Consider the following 21,598-nt stretch of genomic DNA (forward strand, 5'->3'; position numbering starts at 1 on the left):
CCTAATCTAAGCTAAAAAGGGCATTCTTATTCTCGTAAACAACCTACCATATTTAACAACAACAGGATTGAGGAGTATCTTAATTGGCCAGCGACAGTCATTCAAACGCACTTGATCAAATCTTAAAACTAATTAGAACTCCTTTTATCCAACGATCACCAATCTTTTTTGGATTTTTAATTTTCTTTGCGTACTTCTTAAGTATTTCGTACTTCCCAGCGTTAGACCTTTTTAATTTAGCATCACTTCTAATTTCTGCATTTTTGATTGGCTCTCTATTAATTCTAACCGTTGCCTCATGTTTTTGGTTTCCAGGCTGGGCGTGGACAGACTCGACTTTTCGAGACAAAGCCTATTTAAAAGCCGCTTTATCTAAAGAACTTAAAGAAAGCCAAGAAAGTAAAATTCCTCACCAAATCGCAGCAATTTTCCTTCACCTATGTGTACCTCTTGCCCTCACGATAACTGCCACATGTCTTTTTGCCACGCAGCTAGACAGCCTATTTTATTTTTTTATTTTAGCTACATCCTTCACCCTGCTAGTAACGTTGGCGTCTTCATTTATACTTAAGCTACGCTATGGACTGAAAATTTCTTTTTTCGTTGAGCAGAGTTTTGTTTCATCTTTAATTCTCGTCTTTTCTAATTTAACCTGGCTATTAACTTCCATATCTTTACGCCAAATTCATAATCTAGAAACAAAAAGCGCTTTTATTGTCTCTGCAATAGCCATTATCGTAACCATTTCACTCTCAGCTCTTTTCTCTCGATTAGAATGGCGGATAGCGCTGATATTTCGCACCATTCTTGTAGCCATGTTATTTATTCTCTCAGGAATGCAACAAACTTTACCAGGAAAAATCGTATCTATGCTTGGGCTTGGTAACTACCAGGCCAAACAAATAGTCTTAAATTCAGACCACTGCAAATCTATCGGTGAGAGCTTACAAAAAGACAATCACTGCTCACTTGAAAAGCCATTTATAATTTGGGGCCAAGGTGATACGTGGAAAATAAAGGTTGAACATCAGCCTTATGTACTGAATGACGCTGCCCAGCGGACTGAGCGTTGTGCGGAATTTAACAAATGTATTCTTGAAGTGCTTATTCCGAAAGAAGCCATCGCATCGGTAATACTTTAGCGAGGTAGCCTGGATATCCGCACCGCGTGGAAAAGGCTTCTCCGTTTTCCACCCTACATGAGGCAGTCGGGTGGAAGCCTACGGGGATTCCACTCAACGGTTCTTAACGCTAATGGATAGTCACCCGACACCACGCATACAAACCCGTAGCCGATGCCCGTCTGGATCGAGCGCCACGAAGGTCAGCCCGAATACGGCGCGGGCCAGTGGTTGCTCGATCTCGACGCTCAACGCTTGCCAACGGGTATACAGCGCCTCGACATCGGCCTCGCTCTCGACGATGTACCCAAATTCCATACGGTGGCCAGTACCCGAAGACTTAAAATTCGCCGCCTGCTCGGACCACAGTCCCAGATGCAGGCGGTCGCCCAGTGCGAAGGATGCGAAGTTAGGAAATTCGATCGAAGGCTCCTGTTGTAAAAGCTGCTTGTAGAACGCGCAGCTGGTCGCTGGGTCGGCGACGTAGAGGATGAGCAGATTGGGATGGTTCATGGATGGCTTCCTTTGTATTGGAAAACCCACGTTAGTCGACCCTACTGTCAGTTCCTGTCAGCATGTATCGATGACACGTACTGAACGATTGTTGAAATTGCTGCAGATCTTGCGCGGCCACCGCTTGCCCGTCAGTGGTCAGGTGCTGGCGAGTGACTTGGGCGTAAGCCTAAGAACGCTGTATCGGGACATCGCTACGCTGCAGGGGCAAGGGGCAGATATCCAGGGCGAGCCAGGTTTTGGCTACGTATTAAAACCAGGCTATCTGCTGCCAACACTGATGTTCACCTCGGAGGAGCTCGAGGCATTGCTGCTCGGTTTACGCTGGGTCGAACGCAGGACCGATCCAGCACTTAGCGTGGCGGCGCAAAGCGTGCAGGGCAAGCTGAGGTCGGTACTTGGCGCTCAGGCACTGGAGCACCTAGAGAAAACACCGTTGTTCGCGGGGCCTGGGTCAATCGCCGTGGATGAAGGCGCTACCGCCCAGTCGCTACGTGAAGCCATTCGCGATGAACATAAGGTCGTGATCGACTATGTCGACGAGCGCAAATCGCTGACCCAACGTACGGTTCGTCCTGTGGCCTTGGGCTACTTCGACGGCTTTCAGGTGTTGGCCGCGTGGTGCGATCTGCGAGGAGGCTTCCGACACTTTCGCCTCGAACGAATCAATCGCTGCGTGCGCTCAACCGAACGCTTTACCGGCCAAGGGGGCTGGTTATTGGCGCAGTGGCACGCCTATAACAAAACGCGTGGCATCGTGGCCCTGCCCACGGGTTAGCCTGGCAAATCAACCTTATGAATGCGCTTTTACGCTACCTGTTGCTAGAAGTCTCTTGCTATATCGAAGGTTTAGCCGGTGCCCAACCAAACGCAAAATACCGTTTCATTTCGGACAGCAACCATTGCCTTACTACCCTTTTTAATTTTTATAGCAGGTACGCTGCTATACCGTTCGGTTTCGGAAGCTGTCGAAACACGTGAATATTGGGCCGCATTCGAAAGGCTTGAGACATATCATTATTCAAACAAGTACGGCGGCAACACTGTTTATTTTGTAAGGCTTAAAGGATCAGACGTCCTTGTATTACCTAAAAACGATCTTCCAACCATCAAACGACTAAAAAGACTTCGCCCTGGAGCAGCGCTTCGGATTAAGCAGGAAGTGTCTGAGCGGACGCACTTTTTTAGAGAGCCTAGTCGCTACTATGTAGCGAAGGCGATTTACGCAAATAATAAAATATTTGATGAATCTGAAATGCAGTAGCGCGGTATCACATGCCGCATGACATGAACGAGGTAATCCTCAGCACGCTATTCACGAACCGACTTTTGCTCAGGTATGCGCAGGAGCGGCATAGACTGGATATCCGTAGCACGTGGAAAAGGCGTTGCCGTTTTCCACCCTACTCGCTTAATAAAGCTAGAAGGTTTATCCCAGGAAGCGCAGGCTTTCATCGTCAGATATCTAAAGGAGTACACCCATGGCGTTAGCGATCAACCGTGCGGCACTGGGCGGGGCATTAACGCTGTTAGCACTTTTCGCCTCAACGCCCGCCATTGCGGACAAGCCAACCGCCGTTGCCCGGACGCTGCTGGCCAAAATGGACTATCCAGAGGGTTACACAACGTCCGTGCTACGCATCGAGATTCCGGCCAACGTCCAGATTCCAGTGCACCAGCATCCAGGTATCGAGTCGGTTTACGTATTGGAAGGCGGCGGCACTTCACTGATAGAGGGGCAGCCGGATGAAGAGGTGAAGCCGGGCATGACCACTATCGTGCCGCCGAAAACCCCGCATGGCTTCAAGAACGGTCCTCACAAGACCGTGGTTGTGTCTACCTTCGTGGTCGAGAAAGGCAAGCCTGTGATGGAAGTTCTGAAGAAATAAGCGAGGTAGCCTGGATAGCAGTACGGAGTGGAAAAGCCCTCGCCGTTTTCCACCCCTCGAGATTATTTCAGTTAGTACTGAAACCCTGTTTCCGGCAGCTATGACCCGCGCGTCAGTAAAACGGCTGTGCTGGTGAGACCAAGCACCAGGGCATTACTTGAGTTCGAAGATCGCTACCCGGCACTAGAAAGCTCTTCCAGTGCCGGGAATCTCTTACTGCTGAACGATCGACGCAATGTTGTTACTGCCCGCCTGAGCCGCGGTCGCGTAGTGCAACGCATCCACACCGCTCGTGGCAGCGCTGACGATAGACGCCTCGTTGGCATAGCCTGTTTGAACAAGGACCGCATCGCCCGACGTATCGATCGTTCCGATGTTGTAGCTGCCTGTCTGCTGAAGCGTGACGCTACCAATCTCGCTATCAATCGACGCGACGTTGTAATCGCCATCCTGACTTGCCACCACCCTGCCCCCGGTCCCCAGATTTCCTTCTATGACGTTGCCATTGCCGAGCTGACTGACCGCCAGGTCGACCGGGCCATTGCCTACTCGATAGGACACGCGGTTTTCATCACCTTGCTGCTCGATACTGGCGTTCGACACCCCGTCTCCGAAGGCATCTATTTCATATTGAATGTCATTGTTGGAGCCGATCTGACTTAACGATGCGTGCGTTGCATAACCGTTCTGGCGGGAATAGATGTTGTTCTGATCGCCTTGTTGTTCGACCAGCACGGTCCCGGTCAGCGCAAGCTGACTGGTCTCGACGCTATTGCCGTACCCTTCCGATTTGATGCGGGTGATCAGGTCATTGCCTTCCTGGTAAACCCGGGCGGTCAGCTCCGCGCCGGTCTGCTCGATATTGATGGTGTTGTTGTAACCACCATATATCGTCCCGAGCTGCGTAATGGTGGCGCTGTTATCCGCCCCGCCCTGCACGACGCTAATGGTCGTGTCGTGGGCGAAGTCCTGGTGGATATCGGTGAAGTTGAACCCACCCGACTGCGTTACGTCGGTTGTGCTGTCCATTGCTGCGGTTTGGTAGATGCTCGCGCGGTGCGCCACGTCGGACTGGGTAATGTTGGTGTCCAGGTTCGAACCGTATTGGCTGATAGCGGCGCTATGCGCCACGTTCGTCTGGGACACGGAGGCGGAGTTGTTGTCGCCTTCTTGCAACACGCTCGCGTTTTGGTAATCCGCAAAGGCGGTATAGCTGACAGTCAGAAGGACAATGCCTACAAGCGGTCGTAGCTTACTCATTTGAGTTCTCCATGCTTTGGGGACGTTTATCGATTAGCCGTGAACGTTTCGCACTCCACCGAAACGGGTCACTTCCATGACCCATCCGGCTCGAAAGCATAGGAGGCATTCTTCTCGGACTGGAATCACCCTAACGGCTGAAAATCGAGGCCATCAGTCTCGTAGGCGGATTAGTCCGTGGGTGATCCTGGCGAGGTTTGGGGGAATTTCACATCAAAGGGAAAGCCTCCGTTTTCCACCTCGCAATCGCGCATCGTGAGAGACCGGATGTCGCCACCGTAACGCTCACGAGCAAGTCCGTGGCGACAGCGAGCCATGGGCCAGGCGCTAGTGTGAGATCAGAAGGCCGACCGCCCTTTCCTTCCGCTGCTTCCATTCGTCTACTTCCGCAGACAGCCACCAGCCGAATCGATTTTGTTGGCCACTTATCTACGAGGCCGTCACCACGTGATTGAATCGTAGGAGCTGATCAATGACCCCGGTACTTGAGCTCCGCCAGCAGTTATTTGGCGCTTGGTCGCTTATTTCGTACAACGAGCTCGACGTGGAAACCCGCCAGATCGCTTACCCCTTTGGTAGCGATCCGAAGGGGCTGCTGCTCTATACACCCGACGGCTATATGTCGGCGCAGCTTCAGCTCCCGGACAGGCAACCTTTTGCGCAAGACGATCTGAACCGAGGTACGGATACCGAGTACGCGGTTGCTGGCCGCACCTACATCGCTTATTCGGGCAGATATTGGGTAGACGCTAAAACCTCCGTGTTAACCCATGAAATGGCCGTCGCGTTCTTCCCCAATTGGCAGGAACAGACGCAAACGCGCTTGGCGGTTCTTGAGGGCAATACGCTTCGTCTGTCGACGGCCAAACCTGTTCGCCGCGACGGTGCCCTTATAGCAGCCACTGCGACCTGGGCCCGAGCACGATCCAATTCTGGCATTCAGGTGTGAGTTGAAAGGTTCGAGCCAAGCCCACGTATGGGAAACGATCGGCCCTCATATTTCCTTACCGTCAGCTCCTGAATGTAGGTCCGGGACAGCCGGATGCATCAATTCCGGAAAACTGATGCGATCTAGGAACTGTTCCCGTACGCGGTCCATGACAGCAAAGGTAACGGCTGCCCCGTCGGATGCTGGATCGATATGAATGCGTAGCGGGCGTTTTCCGCAGGGTATTGCGACGAGATTTACTACTGCGCGTCCGACTTCACTGGGGTCGGCATCATCCGGTACGGTGCTGTTTAGCGCGCTCTGCATCCGATCAGCGAAGCCTATCGGCCATGCCTCCGCATATGCCGTGGCGATTGCGTCATCGTGGGGCTGACCGGCGTTAGCAAAATGATTGGTACCGCTGGTGAAGGCGCCGGGTACGACAATAGACGTCTCAATGCCGAGCGGTGCGAGCTCCTTCGCATAGCACACCGCTAACGCATCCATTCCTGCCTTAGCTGCGAAGTAAGGACCTAACAGGGGCGGTACACCGCCCGCTACGCTGCTGCTGGATACCCAGACTAGAAGACCTGACTTGGCCCTGCGCATGTGCGGAAGCACGGCTCGGTTAACCCGTTGGGTGCCCAGCACATTGATATCGTAGAGCTGAGCGAGCTGTTCAGGCGTAAACGCTTCCGCCGGACCGAAGACCATATGGCCGGCATTCTGAACCAGTACGTCGATACGGCCTTGTTCGTCTACGATTTGCTGGACCGCCGTCGCGATCGAGACTTCGTCCTGAACGTCGAGCTCGATCGAGCGCAAGTCAACGCCGTGTTCTTTCGCGAATTCCGCGTTGTCGTGCACTTTGTCGGCATTCTTTCCCTTTAAGCCCCGCATGGAGGCATATGCGACGTGGCCAGCCCGCGCGAGGTCGCGTGCGATCATTTGGCCAAAGCCGCTAGACGCGCCGGTAACAAGTGCTATCAGACTCATGATGGCCTCCTCATGGAATGCCGCCGCTTGCATAGACAACCTGGCCGTTAATCCAATCGCTGTCGGATGCTAAATCGCCGCCGTTGACAGTCGTAACCGGCAGCGCACCGCGTGGCCCCTTTCACCTGTCAGCGGTTTAGCGCGTAGAAACCAATGGGGGTTATTCTTTTAAAACCCATCTTTTCATAGATCAGCGCGCCGGCTTCTGTTGCATGCAAGGTCACATGTTGGGAGCCGGTCGCCTTGATTCCTTCCAGGATCGCTTTTCTCGTTATTGCTCCTCCATAGCCCTTGCGCTGATGTTCCGGAGCCGTTGCAACCAAGATCAAAAATAAACAACCATTCGATTCCACCGTCGCAGCAGCGGTAACCGGTACGCCGTCCCTTAACCCGAGATAGGCGTACGCTCGCTCCGTCCAGAATGTCGGACCGCTAAAGTTCAGTGATGCGCTAGAGGGAAAGTCATAGGCACGGCAGTTTAAATCTGCATAGGCCGCAACATGCTCATCCGTACTAACCCGAACAAATTCGAGTTCAGGATGGGCCGCGTTTAAGCTTGAGAGCTCTATATCCGCCGCCATTCCAAAGCCGTTAAAACCTAGATATAAGCCTGCTTCACTTACGAGGTGGGAGAGCTTTTCTCGTAAAGTGCTAGGAACGAGGTCTTCGAATAACCATAGAAATCCCGGTTCTTTATGAGACTTCATGTAGTTGCTGGCGTCTTGTAGCGACGACAGAAAACGCTGTTCGTCTTCCCCGACTTCGGCGTTAGCCAACGTATTCCAGAACGGAAAAGCATTGTCTGCCCATCTAATAAATAGGTTTTGTGCATCCCGCACTTCACCATCGCCCAAATCGTCAATCACCATCTTCCATACGCTGTTGAGTTGACGGTGTGACTCCAAAACATCGTGACTTAACCTGGTCTCAGACATCGCTTCAGCCCCCGTAATAAACACGAATGTTTGAGGTCGCTTTTCTAGACATAAAGCCGACCTTCACCGAATGCACTTACGTGCGCACGCTGGATTTTCGGTTTAGCCGATGGTCACGGCTGATGCGATCAAGGCCTTTGATTGAAGAGGTCGAGTGATGGCAACGTTCATGTTGGTTGGCCCAGCCGGACTTCGATCTCGGATAGGTGGCTCCGGCAAGTCCAACAGTTCCATCCGAACGCTTCGGTCACTACTTCAACTACGTTCGAGACAGTGTGACCTACCCGCTTTTGCTCATTGCCGATCGTATCCGCTAAGAATCCTAGACAATGAGTTGCCGCCAACAGGCCATTCATCAACTTAGCCCAGAGATCTATATCAAGTGGAAAAGGCGTCGCAGTTTTCCACCCCACTTGCTAACGGGATTAGCGGTTCTGCCGATAAGGCATTGGCTGCGAGGGAACGTCCGCTCGCAGACTTTGCTACGGAGCGCTCAAGATGAAGCTTGCCACGCTGTTCAAAACTCGATCTCTACTGCCCATGTGCACTGCAGCGCTGCTGGGTCTCGCGGCGCTTACACTTCCTCAGGACTCGCTCGCAAAAGGGTGCGGCCCAAGCGGGGCGGCACTGCAGCAGGGTCCGAAAGGCGGTTGCTATTACATCAATCGCAATGGCAACAAGACGTATGTGGACAGGGATTGCTGTCGTTAGCCCGCCAAAATCGACGGCGCCCTGACGACTGTCAAGGCGCTCTCGGCCCGCCCCTTACCCCGCTATCGACACAGCGCTCGCAATAAGCGCCCCATGAACCACCACGGACGACATTCAATGCAAAAATGGACTGACCAACCCGCGACCGATTCGGAAGATGTACTCGACTTCATCCTGGCCTTTGCCAGCACCTTTCTACGGCGACATGCCTCGCTGATCGCAAAAGTACTGCCACCGGCATTCGGGTTTGGAATCTTTCTCGCCTATTTCGCCCGGCATCACTTCTATCCGAGCTTCGATCTTTTTCAGTTTTCTTCCTTGTTATTGGCGGCGTCGTGCCTGGGATTCGCGGTGGTCGGGGCCTTTGTCGCAGTTCTGTTCATGCCTGGCGCTTGGATTTTTTATGGATTTCTCAATACGAAAACCATAAAGGAAGACATCACGTACGCCCTGCCCTATCGCGGCGATTCGCGGGTACGGAAGGTATTCTTGTTAATGGGACTTACGTTTTTTCTACCGTACTTGCTGGCAGGTACGGCGTTGGTCGCCAGCATTTTCGTGGCGCCATCCATGCTCAAGTGGATAGGGTTTCTCACTCCCGTCATGATCCTTCTCGTCGCAGGGCTGATCATTCAGTGTCTCTTCGAACTGGGGCGTTTCAGCTTTTGGAAATACCTCTGGAACGCCTACATCCCAACGGTCATCACCGGCTACTTCATCGTATGGATGTGGATCAAAGCGTACCCGGTGGTGGAGCATTGGTACTGGCCTGCTAAATGGGGTGTTGTGCTGGCTGCACCGCCGGCAATTGCGTTCATTGCAGCGCTTTGCGGAATGCTCTTCGTCGCAGGTTGGAGAGCCGTGATGCTTTTCGCCACCTTCTTCGCGCTGCTCATGGCCGGCTACAGCGGCGCGCTGACTACGCTGCCGGACACCGTTGTCAACGCCTTGGGCCTAGGCAATTACCAGGCAAAAGCCATCGTGCTGGACACGGCCTACTGCGACACCTCCTGCGGCGCCCTACTTCCGAGCTCACCCAACTGTGTACTCGAAGACGTGCACGTAGTCTGGTCGTTTGGTGATGCGCTCACCCTACGACTCGAAGATGGCGGTACGGCATGGTTGCCTGCCAATGCTGTGCGCGCGCTGATTCGGCCATGATTTCCGGGGCAAAAAGAACGTAGTTAAACGCTGCAAGCCCTTCGGGATTTCATCCTCCGACTACGCCCGCAGAGGGCAAGATCAGCCTTCCACCTAGATAATCTGGTGAGTATTTCGCGTTAGATAAGCGTCTATCTACTGATAGCAATTTGCTCCCTCCGCTTAAGTAGGCAGTGGGGGCTCCATCTATTCGCTAAGGGAACCAGACCTAAATTATGGAAGCAGACAAGAAGCTGCCAAGAGCCATCATCCTTTTTCCGGTCTTCATTCCGGCAGTAGTCATCACGCTACTGCTGGTGATCGGGACCATTAGTAATCCTGCGCTGGCTGGAGAATTGTTCGATACCACGTTGGCATTCATAACCACCAACTTCGGTTGGTTCTACATGCTTTCCGTGGCGTTCTTTCTCGTGTTCGTCGTCGGCATCGCCTTGACGCCTTGGGGTGCAATTAAACTGGGCCCGGACCATGCGGAGCCGCAATACAGCTTCCCCGCATGGTTCGCGATGCTGTTCTCAGCAGGCTACGGTGTTGCACTTCTGTTCTTCGGCGTTGCTGAGCCGGTCTTGCACTACGCATCGCCGCCCGCGGGAGCTGCGGAGACCGTGGATGCGGCCAAGCAGGCCATGCAGATTGCGTTCTTTCATTGGGGCTTTCATATCTGGGCCATCTATGGCCTAACCGGGCTGGTGCTGGCGTACTTTTCCTTCCGCCATGGTTTGCCGCTGTCGATGCGCTCTGCCCTGTATCCACTCATTGGCGAACGTATCTACGGGCCGATCGGCCACATCGTGGATGTGTTCGCCATTCTCGGCACCCTTTTCGGTATTGCCACGACGCTGGGCTTGTCGGTTACCCAGATCAACGCGGGGCTCAACTATCTGTGGCCATCGATCCCTGTCAGCACGATGGTACAGATCATCGCCATCGTGATTATCACGGCCTTGGCGATCTGCTCGGTGGTAGCCGGCCTCGACAAGGGCGTAAAGAACCTGTCGCTGTTGAACATGATTCTGGCCATCGGCTTGATGCTGTTCGTTTTCGCCGTTGGCCCAACCATCTTCATTCTGGAAACGTTCCTGCAAAACACCGGCAGCTACTTGAATAACATCATTGAGCGAACCTTTAACCTGCAGGCTTACACGCGCAGTGACTGGATCGGCAACTGGACGCTGTTCATCTTCGGCTGGACCATCGCCTGGTCGCCCTTTGTGGGCCTCTTCATCGCCAAGATCAGCCGCGGCCGTACTATTCGCCAATTTGTCTTTGGCGTGATGTTCGTACCGACCATCTTCACGTTCCTCTGGTTTTCGGTGTTTGGCGATACCGCCCTGCACCTGATCATGATGGAGGGGTACACCTCGTTAATTTCCGACGTGCAGGCCGATAACGCCATCGCCTTGTTCAAGCTCTTCGAGTTGCTGCCACTGACCTCGATAGCTTCGTTTATTGCGGTACTGCTGATCATCACCTTCTTCGTAACCTCGTCGGACTCCGGCTCACTGGTCATCGACTCGCTGGCCGCAGGCGGCGCAGCTCGCACGCCGATTTGGCAGCGTGTTTTCTGGGCGTCGATCGAAGGGGTTGTCGCAGCTGCATTGCTCTTGGCGGGCGGGCTGAGCGCCTTGCAGACCATGACTATTGCCACTGCACTGCCCTTCGCGATCATCATGCTGCTTGCAGCATTGGGCATGTGGCGGGCACTGGTTATCGAGGGCCATCATCAAACCAGCCTGCAGAATCATATGCAGGGTAGTCGGCTGGCCAGCAATGCCGGACCGGGACTCTGGAAGAAGCGCCTCGCCGGTATGGTCAGCTTCCCCGACAGAGCCCATGTCGAGGGCTTTGTGAACTCCACCGTGCTGAAGGCCATGCGGCGCGTGCAGCGTGAGCTCAGTGCCCAAGAGTGGGATGCTCAGGTACACACGGACGAAACCCATTCGCGGGTCTACCTTGAGGTCATCAAAGAAGATCAAGTCGACTTCATCTATGAGATTCGCATGGTCGGCTACGCCATGCCCGCCTTTGCATTGGCCGAAGATCCTGACATTGATGAACAGTACTATCGCGCTGAGGTTTTCCTGCGTCGCGGCGGTCAACAGTACGATATTTTCGGCTACGACCAGGCCGACATCATCAGCGACATCCTCGATCAGTTCGAGAAGTACATGCACTTCCTGCACATATCGCCGGGCAGCCTGCCGTGGAAGATGGAAGAGCATGACGAGATGCTGAGCGCCGAAACCGACCAGCCACCGAAGGCCGATCCAAGCCAGGCCTAGCACGGTCGCCTAGACATCCGATCCGCGTGGAAAAGGCTCCGCCGTTTTCCACGCTACGTCGTTTCCGGTCCAACCCACTGTAGGAGTGGAAGCTCTTCTGGACTCCCACCCTACAGCGCAAACTCGGCGTAGCAACGCTTACCAGGTTGCCACCGTTTCCTGTACGAAGTCGCGATAGCGGCGCAGCGGTCGACCCAACATGGATTCCAACCGGGCCACTGCGGCCGGCTGGGTAAACAGGCCCTCACGCTGGAAGGCCCGCAGCATCATTCGCATATCGTAGGCTTGCCAGGCGGGTACGAATTCCGACGGTTTCGTCGCAACGCTCATTGGCCGGCCACGGCCGTTCGAACACCCGCTTCGTTGAATTGGAGCGCCAACGCCGAGCGCTCACCGTGTCTGGCCGATCGCCCCGCCCCCGTAACGTTGCCTGGCGCTAGTTTCAGCGCCGTATTAATCAATCGAGCTCATAACAGCATTACCTCCCCGCCCCTGATCACCACCGATCTTTTCTGCTAAAAAATCCAAGACTTCGCGCCGCAGCCAGCAGGCCCTTAAACGCCAAAGGCTGCGCTCACATCCATTCCCAGCCGAGGATCAACAGTGAAGAAACTCATCGCGTCTGCCGTTCTTTCCGGCCTTGCGTCATCCGCTTGTGCCGAGAACATCAACATCATCCCGAACGGCTCCACAGCCGCGGTCATCGGTGCGCCGGATAACTTCACGGGCCATGCCGTGATCACGCCGATGGCAGCGGTATCGGAAGAAACCCGCGCCTCGACGGGCCTCGTAACGTTCGCACCGGGTGCGCGTACCGTCTGGCATACCCATCCAATTGGGCAGCTACTCGTGGTGACGGCAGGCCGGGGCTGGGTGCAGGAGGATGGCGTCGAGCGACGCGAGATCAATTCGGGCGATGTGGTGTGGATTCCGGCGGACGTAAAGCACTGGCACGGCGCGACTGACAAAACCGGTATGAGCCATATCGCGATCACCTACCTCAAGGACGAAAGCGCAGTGACGTGGCAGGAGCCGGTTGCCGACGCGGATTACCTTCCCAGTTAACTCTTCCTAGGTAACGCCTCCCAGGTAATTGCCGTCCTTCCGCTCACACCAAGGAACACCTGATGAATAGATCAGCCCTGACGGCGGTTTCGATGTTCATGCTCACCGCCTGTACGCAACTGGAGCACCCACGTTCGATGACTGAATCTACGCCTGTGCAACCCGACCCCACGCGTATCAGCGCCGTCTCTCCCGCGCTGGAGCGCTATACGAACCAGATGCTTCTCGAGGAACAGTGGAGCCGTCCTGAACTGTCCGCGCGGGACCGAAGCATCGTCACACTTTCCACTTTGATTGCCCGTAACCAACCCGCAGAGCTGCCGTTTTATGTGCGGCGTGCGCTCGACAGCGGCGTAACGGCTACGGAAATTTCAGAAACGGTCACTCACCTGGCGTTCTATGCGGGTTGGGGAAATGCCATGGCCGCCGTTGCGGTGATCGCGCCCGTTTTTAAGGAGCGTGGAATTGACGAGAAGGCGCTGCCAACTGCGCGGGTAACGCACCTGCCAATTGACGAAGTCACTGAGCGAGCGCGCGCCACAGGGGTAAGCAGGAACTTCGGCGACGTCGCGCCGGGTGTCGTGCAGAACACGACCGACCTCCTGTTCAGGGATCTATGGCTTCGGCCTGGTCTGGCACCCCGGGACCGTAGCCTCGTAACAGTCAGCGCGCTGATCGCTTCCGGGCAGTTGGCGCAGATTCCCTACCATCTGAATCGCGCAATGGATAACGGGCTGACACAGCCCGAAGCGTCAGAGGTGCTGACTCACATCGCGTTCTATGCCGGCTGGCCTAATGTGTTCTCAGCGATGCCCGTCGCCAAGGACGTGTTCTCGAAGCGCTAGGCGTCGTCCTGCCTTAGCGCATCGATCACCACCTGCATCACCCGAGACGTCTCGCGGCGGCTCGCGTAGTACAGGTGGTAACCCGGGAACTGCTGCCACCATGGCTCCAGCACGCCAACCAGTTTTCCGGATTCCAGGTACGGCCGAGCCAGGTCTTCGGGTATGTAGGCGAGACCATGGCCGGAAACCGCGGCGTTGACGGTCTGGTAAATCCCGTTGAACACCAGCCGTCCATTCACCCGCACATTGGTGGTGCGTTCGCCATTCTTGAGTTCCCAGCTCCAGAGATTTCCGCGCGTGGGTAGCCGCAGATTGATGCAGTCATGGACGGCAAGGTCCTGAAGCGTATCTGGCGCAGGATGCCTGGCGAGATAGGAAGGCGCGCCCACGACCATGAAGCGCAGGTCGGGCCCGATACGAACGGAGGCGATATCGTTAGCCAGCCCATCCCCCAGGCGTACACCGAAGTCGTAGCGTCCCTGGATAATGTCTGCCAACGCGTTGTCGGCATGCATTTCGATCTTGATCTGGGGATGCTCGGCAAGCACAGCCGCAAGCTTCGGCCAGAGCAGCGTATCGATGGCGTGATCGGATGCGGTGAAACGCAAGGTGCCGGACGGAGCACCGCCCTGTTCGGCAACGGAGCGCAGTTCGGACGCAATGTCGGCGAACCGCGGCGCCACTACGTTGAGCAACCGCTCCCCTGCTTCGGTCACCGAGACGCTGCGTGTCGTGCGCGTCAGCAGCCGAACGCCCAGGCGCGATTCCATTGCACGGATGGTGTGACTGAGCATCGACTGGGACATACCCAACTGCGCTGCTGCTCGCGTGAAGCTGCGCTCCCGCGCTACCGCAATGAAAACGAGGAGTTCGCTGTAGTGTTCACGTGGCATGGGCGTATCCGGTGATTCTTGACGGCATCGTACTACGCGTCGCCATCCGCCACGCGCAGGATGAAGTGCCAGCGATGACGGGATGAAAGCTGATCGGCACAGCAAACACGGTGGCGTGACGAAGAGCGATTCAATCTGAATGAGGCCCGCGAATGCAGGCCTCTGATGGCGCTTTTAGCGCAGCGTTTACCGCGCCAGTAACGGCCTGGGAGTCAGCTTGCCAGCGTCGCGTTATCGATGACGAACCGATACTTCACATCGCCTTCGAGCATGCGCTCGTAGGACGCGTTGATCTCATCGGCCCGGATCAGCTCGATGTCCGCAACAATGCCGTGCTCGGCGCAGAAATCCAGCATCTCCTGCGTCTCTGAAATACCGCCGATCATCGAGCCCGCCAGCGTGCGACGCTTGAAGATCAAGCTGAACACTTCGGGGGAAGGATGCGGGGTAGCCGGCGCACCCACCAACGTTAGCGCGCCATCACGCTTCAACAGCGCCAGGTAGGCGTCCAGGTTGTGCGGCGCGGCGACGGTATTGATGATCAGATCGAAGCTGCTCGCATGCTCTTCCATTTCTTCGGCATTGCGCGACACCACGACCTCGTCGGCTCCCAATGCCTTCGCGTCTGCCCGCTTGGATTCGGAGGTGGTGAACGCCACCACATGGGCTCCCATGGCATGGGCCAGTTTGACGCCCATATGCCCTAGACCGCCAATTCCGACGATGCCTACTTTTTTGCCTGGGCCGGCTTGCCAATGCCGCAGCGGGGAATAGGTCGTGATCCCCGCGCATAGCAAAGGCGCCACGGCAGCGAGTTGATCTTCGGGATGACGGACACGCAGCACATAGCGTTCGTGAACGACGATCTGCTGCGAATAGCCGCCCATGGTCCAGCCGGGCGCATCCGGTGTCGGGAAGTTGTAGGTGCCGATCATGCCGTCACAGTAATTCTCGAGGCCGTCATCGCAGTCCCCACAGTGCTTGCAGCTATCGACAATGCACCCTACGCCAACCAGATCACCGGCACGGTGTTCGGTCACATGCGCACCGACGGCAACGACGCGGCCGACGATCTCGTGGCCAGGCACACATGGGAACTGCGTACCGGCCCATTCGCCCCGAACCTGATGCAGATCGGAGTGGCAGATACCGCAAAATGCGATGTCGATTTGAATATCGTGAGCCCCAACCGGGCGGCGGATGATGTCGATGGACTCAAGTGGTTTGTCGCCTGCGTGGGCGCCATACGCTTTAACGGTCATGCGGTACTCCTGTTACAACGGAAAACGCCTGTAAAGGCACTACGTTTCCAAACTAAGGAGTCGACCCATTATTAAAAAGAGGGATAAAGCGTAAGGGGCTATGAACAGGATTGATCAATCTCAGGGTATGGCATTATTCAAGAAACCGGTTCTTCATAACGAAGCGCGGCGATAAGAAGCGACATCGCCCCGGAGGCCTGTCTGCGGCTGGGGTAGTAAAGGTGGTACCCGTCCCACGGCGGACACCAGTCCTCTAGCACGCTGATCAGATGCCCGCTGTTCACGTACGGCAGCGCCAACTCCTGCGGCACATAGGCAACGCCGAGCCCTGCGACCGCCGCATCGCGACAGTCATAGATGCTGTTGTACGTCAGCTGCCCGTCGACGCGTACATTGACCGTTTGCTGGTCCTTCTCGAACTCCCAGGGCCACAAGCCGCCATAAGTCGAAAGGCGGATGTTGATGCAGTTGTGCCCGGTCAATTCTTCCGGCGTCGTTGGGATCGGATGCTCGGCGAAGTAACGCTTGGTCGCGACGACGGCAAAACGGACGTCAGGGCCGATGCGCACGGCGATCATGTCCTGGGCGACAGACTCACCAAGACGTACCCCCGCGTCGAACTGGTCTGCCGCGATATCGGTGAGTTTGCTATCTCCGAACAATTCGACCTTGATGCCAGGGTATCGAGGCAAGAATCTCTTCAGCTTGGGGGCCAGCACTTCACGGATCGCATGATCGGATGCCGTGATGCGCAAGGTACCTGTCGGGCTTTCACGAAGCTCCGAAAGCGCCTCCAGTTCCGCGTCGATTTCCTCGAGCGATGGTACGACCGAACGCAAGAGACGCTCGCCCGCCGCTGTTGGCGAAACCGTACGTGAATTGCGGACGAGCAACTGAACGCCGAGTCGCTTTTCCAGCGCGCGTACGGAATGGCTGACGGCCGTTTGCGAAATGCCCAGATGGGCGCCGGCTCGCGTGAAGCTTTTCTCGCGCGCGACTGCGAAAAAGGCGATTAGCCCGTTGAACGAGCCGCGAAGTGGAGCAGTGTCTGTCATTTATGAATCCCAGTGCCCCGATCTGTCCGCGCCATCTTTTTCAATCTTCGTCGGCACTGCGCACGACCACAAGCAATTGAGCCTGCGCCTCGCCCACGGAGCGCAAACGGTGCGGCTTCTGTGCATTGAAATGGAGCGCATCACCACGGCTCAGCAGGACCCTTTCGCTCATGAAGTCCACTTCCACCTGGCCTTCATGGACGAAGAGAAACTCCTCTCCGGTGTGCTCCTTGAAGGCCCGGTCGATGAATTCCTTGGGGGGATAGATGATGAAAGGCAGCAGGTCGCGCTGGCTCGCCTGGTGAGCGAGCACGGCGTAACCGGAGTCTTGATGATCGGTCGTCAGCGATTGGCGCTCACTTACCCGTACCAGACTGTAGCTGTCGACATCAGCCTTCTCTTCCGTGAACAGTTCTTCGACCTTTACATTCAGTGCCTTCGCTAGTTTCAGCGCGGCCGCAACGGAAGGCGTACTCAGGCCTCGTTCGACTTTGGAGATATAGCTCTTGGTCAGGCCAGACGTGTCCGCCAATTGCTCAAGGGTTACTCCTAGTTTTTTTCTGAGTAATTTCAATCGGATAGACATTATTAAGCTTCTTTTCGCAAGACTACGGCGAATTGTCCTTGCTAATGACACATTGTGTCATATAGGATTATTTGTGTCATTTGTCAGCCGCTGTTGGTGAATGCACGACGCCCGGCAAATCCAGGATTTGGAGGACATTCGAGTGGCAACGACATTAGCGATACCCAAAGAGCAACTGGTCAAGCAGGCACTGACCCAGATGCAAAATACGTTGGCGGATAATACGTGGACTGATCGACAAAAGCTGGCGCTCACCTGCCGGATTCTGTTCGAAAACGGGCATGACTCGGGGCTCGCCGGGCAGATCACCGCCCGAGGCCCAGCGCCAGGCACTTACTACACGCAGCAACTCGGCTTGGGTTTCGATGAGATCACCGCGAGCAATCTGCTGCTGGTCAACGAGGACCTCGAGGTGCTCGAAGGGCACGGCATGGCCAATCCGGCCAACCGTTTTCACAGCTGGGTCTACCGTGCACGTCCCGATGTGAACTGCATCATCCACACTCACCCGACACACGTCGCGGCACTGTCGATGCTGGAGGTGCCGCTTGAAGTTTCCCACATGGACCTCTGCCCGCTCTACGACGACTGCGCGTTCTTGGGGAGCTGGCCGGGCATCCCGGTGGGCAACGAGGAAGGCGAGCTGATCGCCGGTGCGCTTGGCGACAAGCGCACCATTCTGCTTTCCCACCACGGCCAGCTTTCCACGGGCGCGACCATCGAGGAAGCCTGTGTCCTGGCGCAGTTGATCGAGCGCGCGGCAAAGCTGCAGTTACTGGCGATGTCGGCGGGCGCCATCAAACCGATCCGCCCGGAACTGGGCCGTGAAGCGCACGACTGGGTCGGCAAGCCAAAGCGCCATGCCGCCGCATTCAACTATTACGCCCGGCAAAATCTGCGTCACCACGCCGATTGCCTGAATTGATCTACCCCACCCTTATCGGAGGCATCTCATGTCGACTTCAACGATCCACGGCATCATCGGTTACACCATTACGCCCTTCTCGGCCAAGGGTCAGGACCTTGATCTGGACGCGCTGGGCCGCTCCATCGATCGCCTGATTGAAAGTGGCGTCCATGCCATCGCGCCCTTGGGCAGCACAGGCGAAGGTGCCTACCTGAGCGATGCCGAATGGGACCAAGTTGCAGAATTCAGCATCAAACAGGTGAACCGCCGGGTCCCGACCATCGTCAGCGTCTCGGACCTGACGACCGCTAAGGCCGTGCGCCGGGCACGCTTCGCCGAACGCCACGGCGCCGATGTCGTGATGGTGCTGCCGGCGTCTTACTGGAAGCTCACGGAAGACGAGATCTACGCCCACTATCGCGCCATTGGCGAGAGCGTCGGCGTCCCGATCATGCTCTACAACAACCCGGCCACGAGCGGCACGGACATGTCGGTCGACCTGATTCTGCGCATCGTCAAAGGAGTGGAAAACGTGACCATGGTCAAGGAAAGCACCGGCGACATTCAGCGTATGCACAAGCTCCACGTGTTGGGCGAAGGCCTGGTGCCGTTCTACAACGGCTGCAACCCCCTAGCGCTGGAAGCGTTCGTGGCAGGGGCCAAAGGCTGGTGTACAGCAGCGCCGAACCTGATTCCGCAATTGAATCTGGATCTCTATCAAGCGGTGCTGAACAAGGATATCGCGCAGGCACGCGACCTGTTCTACCGCCAATTGCCGCTGTTGGACTTCATGCTGAAAGGTGGCTTGCCCGCGACCATCAAGGCGGGTCTGCGCAGCACCGGTCTAGAGGTAGGCGATCCCCGGCTACCGGTCTTCCCGCTGGAGGAGGAAGCGCAGCGCACGCTGAAAGACCTGTTGGCGGCGTTGCGTTGATCCAGTCGTCCGCGCGCGGACGTCACGATGGCTGAAACAGAAGGCCCCGCGGTTGCAAGCAGCGTCACGCAATCGCAGGGCTTTCAAGTGATCACTCCGTAGGAATGTTCGGGTCGTCCTCGAACATTTCCATGTCCTCTTCGGTCACTTCCGCTTCATCCGGCGCAGCCTCTCCCGCATCGCCGTCTGTGGGTACATCGGTCTCAGGAGTGTCCAACTCGCTGTCTTGTTCGGTCTCGAGCACTTCGTCTTCGCCAGCCATCTCTCACCTCGCATCGAGCCCTGAGTGGCTCGTACGGTTTTGACCTTTCGCCGTTGCTTTCGATGGGCGCCGCCAGTCCGAATGACGCGTGCCTGCCCGTCATTTGGAACCGTTAAGAAGCAGCGATCCACAGACAGGGCAATGCACCGCGACCTCGATACCTCGGCGACTATGATCAATCCTCGTCGCAGGATCATGCCGGATAACCTTCCTCGCCTTGTGTGTATCAATAGCCTCAGACAGGAGCTCGAGCATGGCCGCACCTTCGAAGCCAGCCTCCTCTTCAACCGAAAAGCGCCGCGGCGCAGATCTGTTCTTGGACGTGCTGCGCAGCGAGCAGGTCCATTACATATTCGGTAACCCCGGCACGACCGAACTTCCACTGATGAATGCGCTGACCGCGGCGCCGGACATCGAGTACGTGCTTGGTCTGCAAGAAGCGTCTGTCGTCGCCATGGCGGACGGGTACGCGCAAGCGTCGGGAAAGCCGGGGTTCGTGAACCTCCACACGTCCGGGGGTCTAGGCAATGGCATTGCCGCGATCGTCAGTGCACAAATTGCGAACACGCCTCTCATCATTACGGCAGGCCAGCAAGATTCGCGGCACACCGTTACCGATCCCTTGCTATATGGCGACCTCGTTTCAATGGCGCGTCCGAATGTGAAATGGGTCGAGGAAATCCGCCATCCGGAGCACATTCCCATGCTGCTGCGTCGGGCACTCCAGGACTGCCAAACGCAACCGACTGGCCCCGTGTTCCTGTCGTTGCCCATCGATACGATGGAGCGTCACACCGACGTTGACGTTGGCACACCATCGCGAATCGACCGCACCCCCATCGCCAGCAATCTCGGCGAACTCGCCGAGGTGTTGGCGAACATCGAACCGGGCCGACTTGCCGTGGTGATTGGCGAAGAAGTCGGCGCGACGAACGCCGGTAGCGAATCCGTCGCGCTCGTCGAGTTGCTGGGGGCTTCGGTCCTAGGCGGCTCTTCCCTGGGCCGCACGGCGTTTCCCACCGCGCATCCACAATGGCGCGGGATTTTGCCGCCCAAAGCGGCCGCGATTCGGGACATTCTCGAACCCTTCGACGCTGTCCTACTGCTGGGCGGGCACTCGCTGGTGAGCTATCAGTACTCCGATGGGTTACCCATTCCCGCGGGGCGTCGCGTCATCCAGCTGACGAGCAACGCGCATCAGCTCGGTCGCTTCTATGACGGTACGTTTGGATGGGTCGGCGACGTGCGCTTGTCCCTGCAAACACTCCTTCCGATCCTGGCGGAAAAGTGCGCGCCGCGCGCGGACGCAATCGAGACCTTGAAGGTACGCGCGCAGCAACTACGCGACGCCCTGCGATCGGATGTTTCCGCGCGTGCCGCAGATCAATTCGATGCGCCTGAAACGTCCCCATTGGTGGCAGCGTACGAAACCCTACGGGCGGTCGGCGGAGACATACCTATCGTCGATGAGGCACCGGCCACGATCATCCATGTTCGCGATTGCCTGGACTCTTCTTCGTCCAGGCAGTACACCTTCACGCGCAGCGGCATTCTTGGCTGGGCGATGCCAGCAGCCGTTGGAATGTCGCTTGGCCTTGAGCGTCGCCCGGTGGTTTGCCTCGTAGGCGATGGCTCGGCGATGTACTCACCTCAAGCGCTTTGGACGGCCGCTCATATGGGGCTTCCGGTGACGTTCGTCGTCATGAACAATGGCGAGTACAACATTCTGAAGAACAACATTCGTGCGCAATCGCACTATCGCAGCGCCAAGGCCGAGCACTTCATTGGCATGGACATTGTCGATCCACGAATCGACTTCGTTGCGTTGGCGAAGACCTATGGCGTAGCAGCGCGGCGCGTGGAACGCGCTGCCGACATCTACGGCGCTGTGCAGGACGGGATCCGATCGGGCCGACCGAACCTGATCGATCTTCCTATTACCCGTTAGCGCGAGCGCGGACCAATACCGCGTATCCCCTCTCGTCACGAAGCG

Annotated in this window: 22 protein-coding genes; 12 read left to right on the forward strand and 10 right to left on the reverse strand. The window is 56.4% G+C overall.

The window, feature by feature from the left end; genetic code table 11:
* Positions 1–83: 83 nt before the first annotated feature.
* Positions 84–1,142 carry a hypothetical protein gene (locus IEY47_RS17655; protein ID WP_188985114.1) on the forward strand — a complete coding sequence of 353 codons (1,059 nt, stop codon included), beginning with the start codon at positions 84–86 and terminating at the stop codon, positions 1,140–1,142.
* 120 nt (positions 1,143–1,262) lie between these two features.
* Here IEY47_RS17655 and IEY47_RS17660 read toward each other — a convergent pair whose 3' ends face one another.
* Complete coding sequence (locus IEY47_RS17660) at positions 1,263–1,634, reverse strand: VOC family protein (RefSeq protein ID WP_188985116.1); 372 nt, start codon at positions 1,632–1,634, stop codon at positions 1,263–1,265.
* A gap of 70 nt (positions 1,635–1,704) precedes the next feature.
* On the opposite strand from IEY47_RS17660, the gene IEY47_RS17665 reads away from it, so the two are divergent.
* The 3 genes from IEY47_RS17665 (at position 1,705) to IEY47_RS17675 (ending at position 3,523) form a co-directional block, all read left to right on the forward strand.
* Entirely contained in the window at positions 1,705–2,412 is a 708-nt protein-coding gene (locus tag IEY47_RS17665; protein WP_188985118.1) for a helix-turn-helix transcriptional regulator, read from the forward strand.
* A 78-nt stretch (positions 2,413–2,490) separates the two neighbouring features.
* Complete coding sequence (locus IEY47_RS17670; RefSeq protein WP_188985120.1) at positions 2,491–2,898, forward strand: hypothetical protein; 408 nt, start codon at positions 2,491–2,493, stop codon at positions 2,896–2,898.
* Positions 2,899–3,115: 217 nt separating this feature from the next.
* Complete coding sequence (locus IEY47_RS17675) at positions 3,116–3,523, forward strand: cupin domain-containing protein (protein WP_188985122.1); 408 nt, start codon at positions 3,116–3,118, stop codon at positions 3,521–3,523.
* Between the two features lie 213 nt (positions 3,524–3,736).
* Here IEY47_RS17675 and IEY47_RS17680 read toward each other — a convergent pair whose 3' ends face one another.
* Complete coding sequence (locus tag IEY47_RS17680; RefSeq protein ID WP_188985124.1) at positions 3,737–4,783, reverse strand: hypothetical protein; 1,047 nt, start codon at positions 4,781–4,783, stop codon at positions 3,737–3,739.
* Positions 4,784–5,255: 472 nt separating this feature from the next.
* Here IEY47_RS17680 and IEY47_RS17685 point away from each other — a divergent pair, with 472 nt between their 5' ends.
* Entirely contained in the window at positions 5,256–5,732 is a 477-nt protein-coding gene (locus IEY47_RS17685; protein ID WP_188985126.1) for a lipocalin-like domain-containing protein, read from the forward strand.
* Positions 5,733–5,777: 45 nt separating this feature from the next.
* Here IEY47_RS17685 and IEY47_RS17690 read toward each other — a convergent pair whose 3' ends face one another.
* Both IEY47_RS17690 and IEY47_RS17695 read right to left on the reverse strand, forming a co-directional pair.
* Entirely contained in the window at positions 5,778–6,707 is a 930-nt protein-coding gene (locus tag IEY47_RS17690) for an SDR family oxidoreductase (protein ID WP_229779507.1), read from the reverse strand.
* A 128-nt stretch (positions 6,708–6,835) separates the two neighbouring features.
* Entirely contained in the window at positions 6,836–7,576 is a 741-nt protein-coding gene (locus IEY47_RS17695) for a GNAT family N-acetyltransferase (RefSeq protein WP_229779508.1), read from the reverse strand.
* 894 nt (positions 7,577–8,470) lie between these two features.
* Here IEY47_RS17695 and IEY47_RS17700 point away from each other — a divergent pair.
* On the forward strand, positions 8,471–9,514 hold the full coding sequence (locus IEY47_RS17700) for a hypothetical protein (protein ID WP_188985130.1): 1,044 nt from the start codon (positions 8,471–8,473) through the stop codon (positions 9,512–9,514).
* Between the two features lie 215 nt (positions 9,515–9,729).
* Positions 9,730–11,796 carry a BCCT family transporter gene (locus IEY47_RS17705; RefSeq protein ID WP_188985132.1) on the forward strand — a complete coding sequence of 689 codons (2,067 nt, stop codon included), beginning with the start codon at positions 9,730–9,732 and terminating at the stop codon, positions 11,794–11,796.
* Between the two features lie 138 nt (positions 11,797–11,934).
* Here IEY47_RS17705 and IEY47_RS17710 read toward each other — a convergent pair whose 3' ends face one another.
* Positions 11,935–12,126 carry a hypothetical protein gene (locus IEY47_RS17710; RefSeq protein WP_188985134.1) on the reverse strand — a complete coding sequence of 64 codons (192 nt, stop codon included), beginning with the start codon at positions 12,124–12,126 and terminating at the stop codon, positions 11,935–11,937.
* A 273-nt stretch (positions 12,127–12,399) separates the two neighbouring features.
* Here IEY47_RS17710 and IEY47_RS17715 point away from each other — a divergent pair, with 273 nt between their 5' ends.
* A complete protein-coding gene (locus IEY47_RS17715; RefSeq protein ID WP_188985136.1) occupies positions 12,400–12,861 on the forward strand; it encodes a (R)-mandelonitrile lyase in 462 nt (153 codons plus the stop codon).
* 62 nt (positions 12,862–12,923) lie between these two features.
* Positions 12,924–13,706, forward strand: a complete 783-nt coding sequence (locus tag IEY47_RS17720; RefSeq protein ID WP_188985138.1) for a carboxymuconolactone decarboxylase family protein — start codon at positions 12,924–12,926, stop codon at positions 13,704–13,706.
* Here the strand turns inward: IEY47_RS17720 and IEY47_RS17725 are convergent.
* The 4 genes from IEY47_RS17725 to IEY47_RS17740 form a co-directional block, all read right to left on the reverse strand.
* Positions 13,703–14,599, reverse strand: a complete 897-nt coding sequence (locus tag IEY47_RS17725; RefSeq protein ID WP_188985140.1) for a LysR family transcriptional regulator — start codon at positions 14,597–14,599, stop codon at positions 13,703–13,705. The genes IEY47_RS17720 and IEY47_RS17725 overlap by 4 nt on opposite strands.
* Before the next feature lie 212 nt (positions 14,600–14,811).
* On the reverse strand, positions 14,812–15,861 hold the full coding sequence (locus IEY47_RS17730; protein ID WP_188985142.1) for an NAD(P)-dependent alcohol dehydrogenase: 1,050 nt from the start codon (positions 15,859–15,861) through the stop codon (positions 14,812–14,814).
* A 137-nt stretch (positions 15,862–15,998) separates the two neighbouring features.
* Positions 15,999–16,916 (reverse strand): LysR family transcriptional regulator, encoded by a 918-nt coding sequence (locus IEY47_RS17735; protein WP_188985144.1) that lies wholly within the window; start codon positions 16,914–16,916, stop codon positions 15,999–16,001.
* Positions 16,917–16,956: 40 nt separating this feature from the next.
* Positions 16,957–17,502: a helix-turn-helix domain-containing protein gene (locus tag IEY47_RS17740; RefSeq protein ID WP_188985146.1), complete on the reverse strand. Its 546-nt coding sequence runs from the start codon at positions 17,500–17,502 to the stop codon at positions 16,957–16,959.
* 142 nt (positions 17,503–17,644) lie between these two features.
* Between IEY47_RS17740 and IEY47_RS17745 the strand changes: the two genes are divergently transcribed.
* A complete protein-coding gene (locus IEY47_RS17745; RefSeq protein ID WP_188985148.1) occupies positions 17,645–18,427 on the forward strand; it encodes an aldolase in 783 nt (260 codons plus the stop codon).
* A 28-nt stretch (positions 18,428–18,455) separates the two neighbouring features.
* Positions 18,456–19,343: a dihydrodipicolinate synthase family protein gene (locus IEY47_RS17750; RefSeq protein WP_188985150.1), complete on the forward strand. Its 888-nt coding sequence runs from the start codon at positions 18,456–18,458 to the stop codon at positions 19,341–19,343.
* Between the two features lie 91 nt (positions 19,344–19,434).
* Here IEY47_RS17750 and IEY47_RS17755 read toward each other — a convergent pair whose 3' ends face one another.
* A complete protein-coding gene (locus tag IEY47_RS17755) occupies positions 19,435–19,605 on the reverse strand; it encodes a hypothetical protein (RefSeq protein WP_188985152.1) in 171 nt (56 codons plus the stop codon).
* Positions 19,606–19,858: 253 nt separating this feature from the next.
* On the opposite strand from IEY47_RS17755, the gene IEY47_RS17760 reads away from it, so the two are divergent.
* Positions 19,859–21,553, forward strand: coding sequence for a thiamine pyrophosphate-binding protein (locus tag IEY47_RS17760; protein ID WP_188985154.1), 1,695 nt, complete (start codon positions 19,859–19,861; stop codon positions 21,551–21,553).
* Positions 21,554–21,598: the final 45 nt, after the last annotated feature.

It is taken from the genome of Pseudomonas matsuisoli (assembly GCF_014647635.1).
GTDB classification, from domain to species: domain Bacteria; phylum Pseudomonadota; class Gammaproteobacteria; order Pseudomonadales; family Pseudomonadaceae; genus Pseudomonas_P; species Pseudomonas_P matsuisoli.

What these genes read in the sequence shown, in the direction of transcription:
- IEY47_RS17740 (WP_188985146.1), bottom strand. Translation starts at nt 17,502, where the DNA reads ATGTCTATCCGATTGAAATTACTCAGAAAAAAACTAGGAGTAACCCTT.
- IEY47_RS17755 (WP_188985152.1), bottom strand. Translation starts at nt 19,605, where the DNA reads ATGGCTGGCGAAGACGAAGTGCTCGAGACCGAACAAGACAGCGAGTTG.
- IEY47_RS17725 (WP_188985140.1), bottom strand. Translation starts at nt 14,599, where the DNA reads ATGCCACGTGAACACTACAGCGAACTCCTCGTTTTCATTGCGGTAGCG.
- IEY47_RS17705 (WP_188985132.1), top strand. Translation starts at nt 9,730, where the DNA reads ATGGAAGCAGACAAGAAGCTGCCAAGAGCCATCATCCTTTTTCCGGTC.
- IEY47_RS17695 (WP_229779508.1), bottom strand. Translation starts at nt 7,576, where the DNA reads ATGGTGATTGACGATTTGGGCGATGGTGAAGTGCGGGATGCACAAAAC.
- IEY47_RS17660 (WP_188985116.1), bottom strand. Translation starts at nt 1,634, where the DNA reads ATGAACCATCCCAATCTGCTCATCCTCTACGTCGCCGACCCAGCGACC.
- IEY47_RS17680 (WP_188985124.1), bottom strand. Translation starts at nt 4,783, where the DNA reads ATGAGTAAGCTACGACCGCTTGTAGGCATTGTCCTTCTGACTGTCAGC.
- IEY47_RS17730 (WP_188985142.1), bottom strand. Translation starts at nt 15,861, where the DNA reads ATGACCGTTAAAGCGTATGGCGCCCACGCAGGCGACAAACCACTTGAG.
- IEY47_RS17700 (WP_188985130.1), top strand. Translation starts at nt 8,471, where the DNA reads ATGCAAAAATGGACTGACCAACCCGCGACCGATTCGGAAGATGTACTC.
- IEY47_RS17665 (WP_188985118.1), top strand. Translation starts at nt 1,705, where the DNA reads ATGACACGTACTGAACGATTGTTGAAATTGCTGCAGATCTTGCGCGGC.
- IEY47_RS17690 (WP_229779507.1), bottom strand. Translation starts at nt 6,707, where the DNA reads ATGAGTCTGATAGCACTTGTTACCGGCGCGTCTAGCGGCTTTGGCCAA.
- IEY47_RS17750 (WP_188985150.1), top strand. Translation starts at nt 18,456, where the DNA reads ATGTCGACTTCAACGATCCACGGCATCATCGGTTACACCATTACGCCC.
- IEY47_RS17735 (WP_188985144.1), bottom strand. Translation starts at nt 16,916, where the DNA reads ATGACAGACACTGCTCCACTTCGCGGCTCGTTCAACGGGCTAATCGCC.
- IEY47_RS17760 (WP_188985154.1), top strand. Translation starts at nt 19,859, where the DNA reads ATGGCCGCACCTTCGAAGCCAGCCTCCTCTTCAACCGAAAAGCGCCGC.
- IEY47_RS17685 (WP_188985126.1), top strand. Translation starts at nt 5,256, where the DNA reads ATGACCCCGGTACTTGAGCTCCGCCAGCAGTTATTTGGCGCTTGGTCG.
- IEY47_RS17710 (WP_188985134.1), bottom strand. Translation starts at nt 12,126, where the DNA reads ATGAGCGTTGCGACGAAACCGTCGGAATTCGTACCCGCCTGGCAAGCC.
- IEY47_RS17720 (WP_188985138.1), top strand. Translation starts at nt 12,924, where the DNA reads ATGAATAGATCAGCCCTGACGGCGGTTTCGATGTTCATGCTCACCGCC.
- IEY47_RS17675 (WP_188985122.1), top strand. Translation starts at nt 3,116, where the DNA reads ATGGCGTTAGCGATCAACCGTGCGGCACTGGGCGGGGCATTAACGCTG.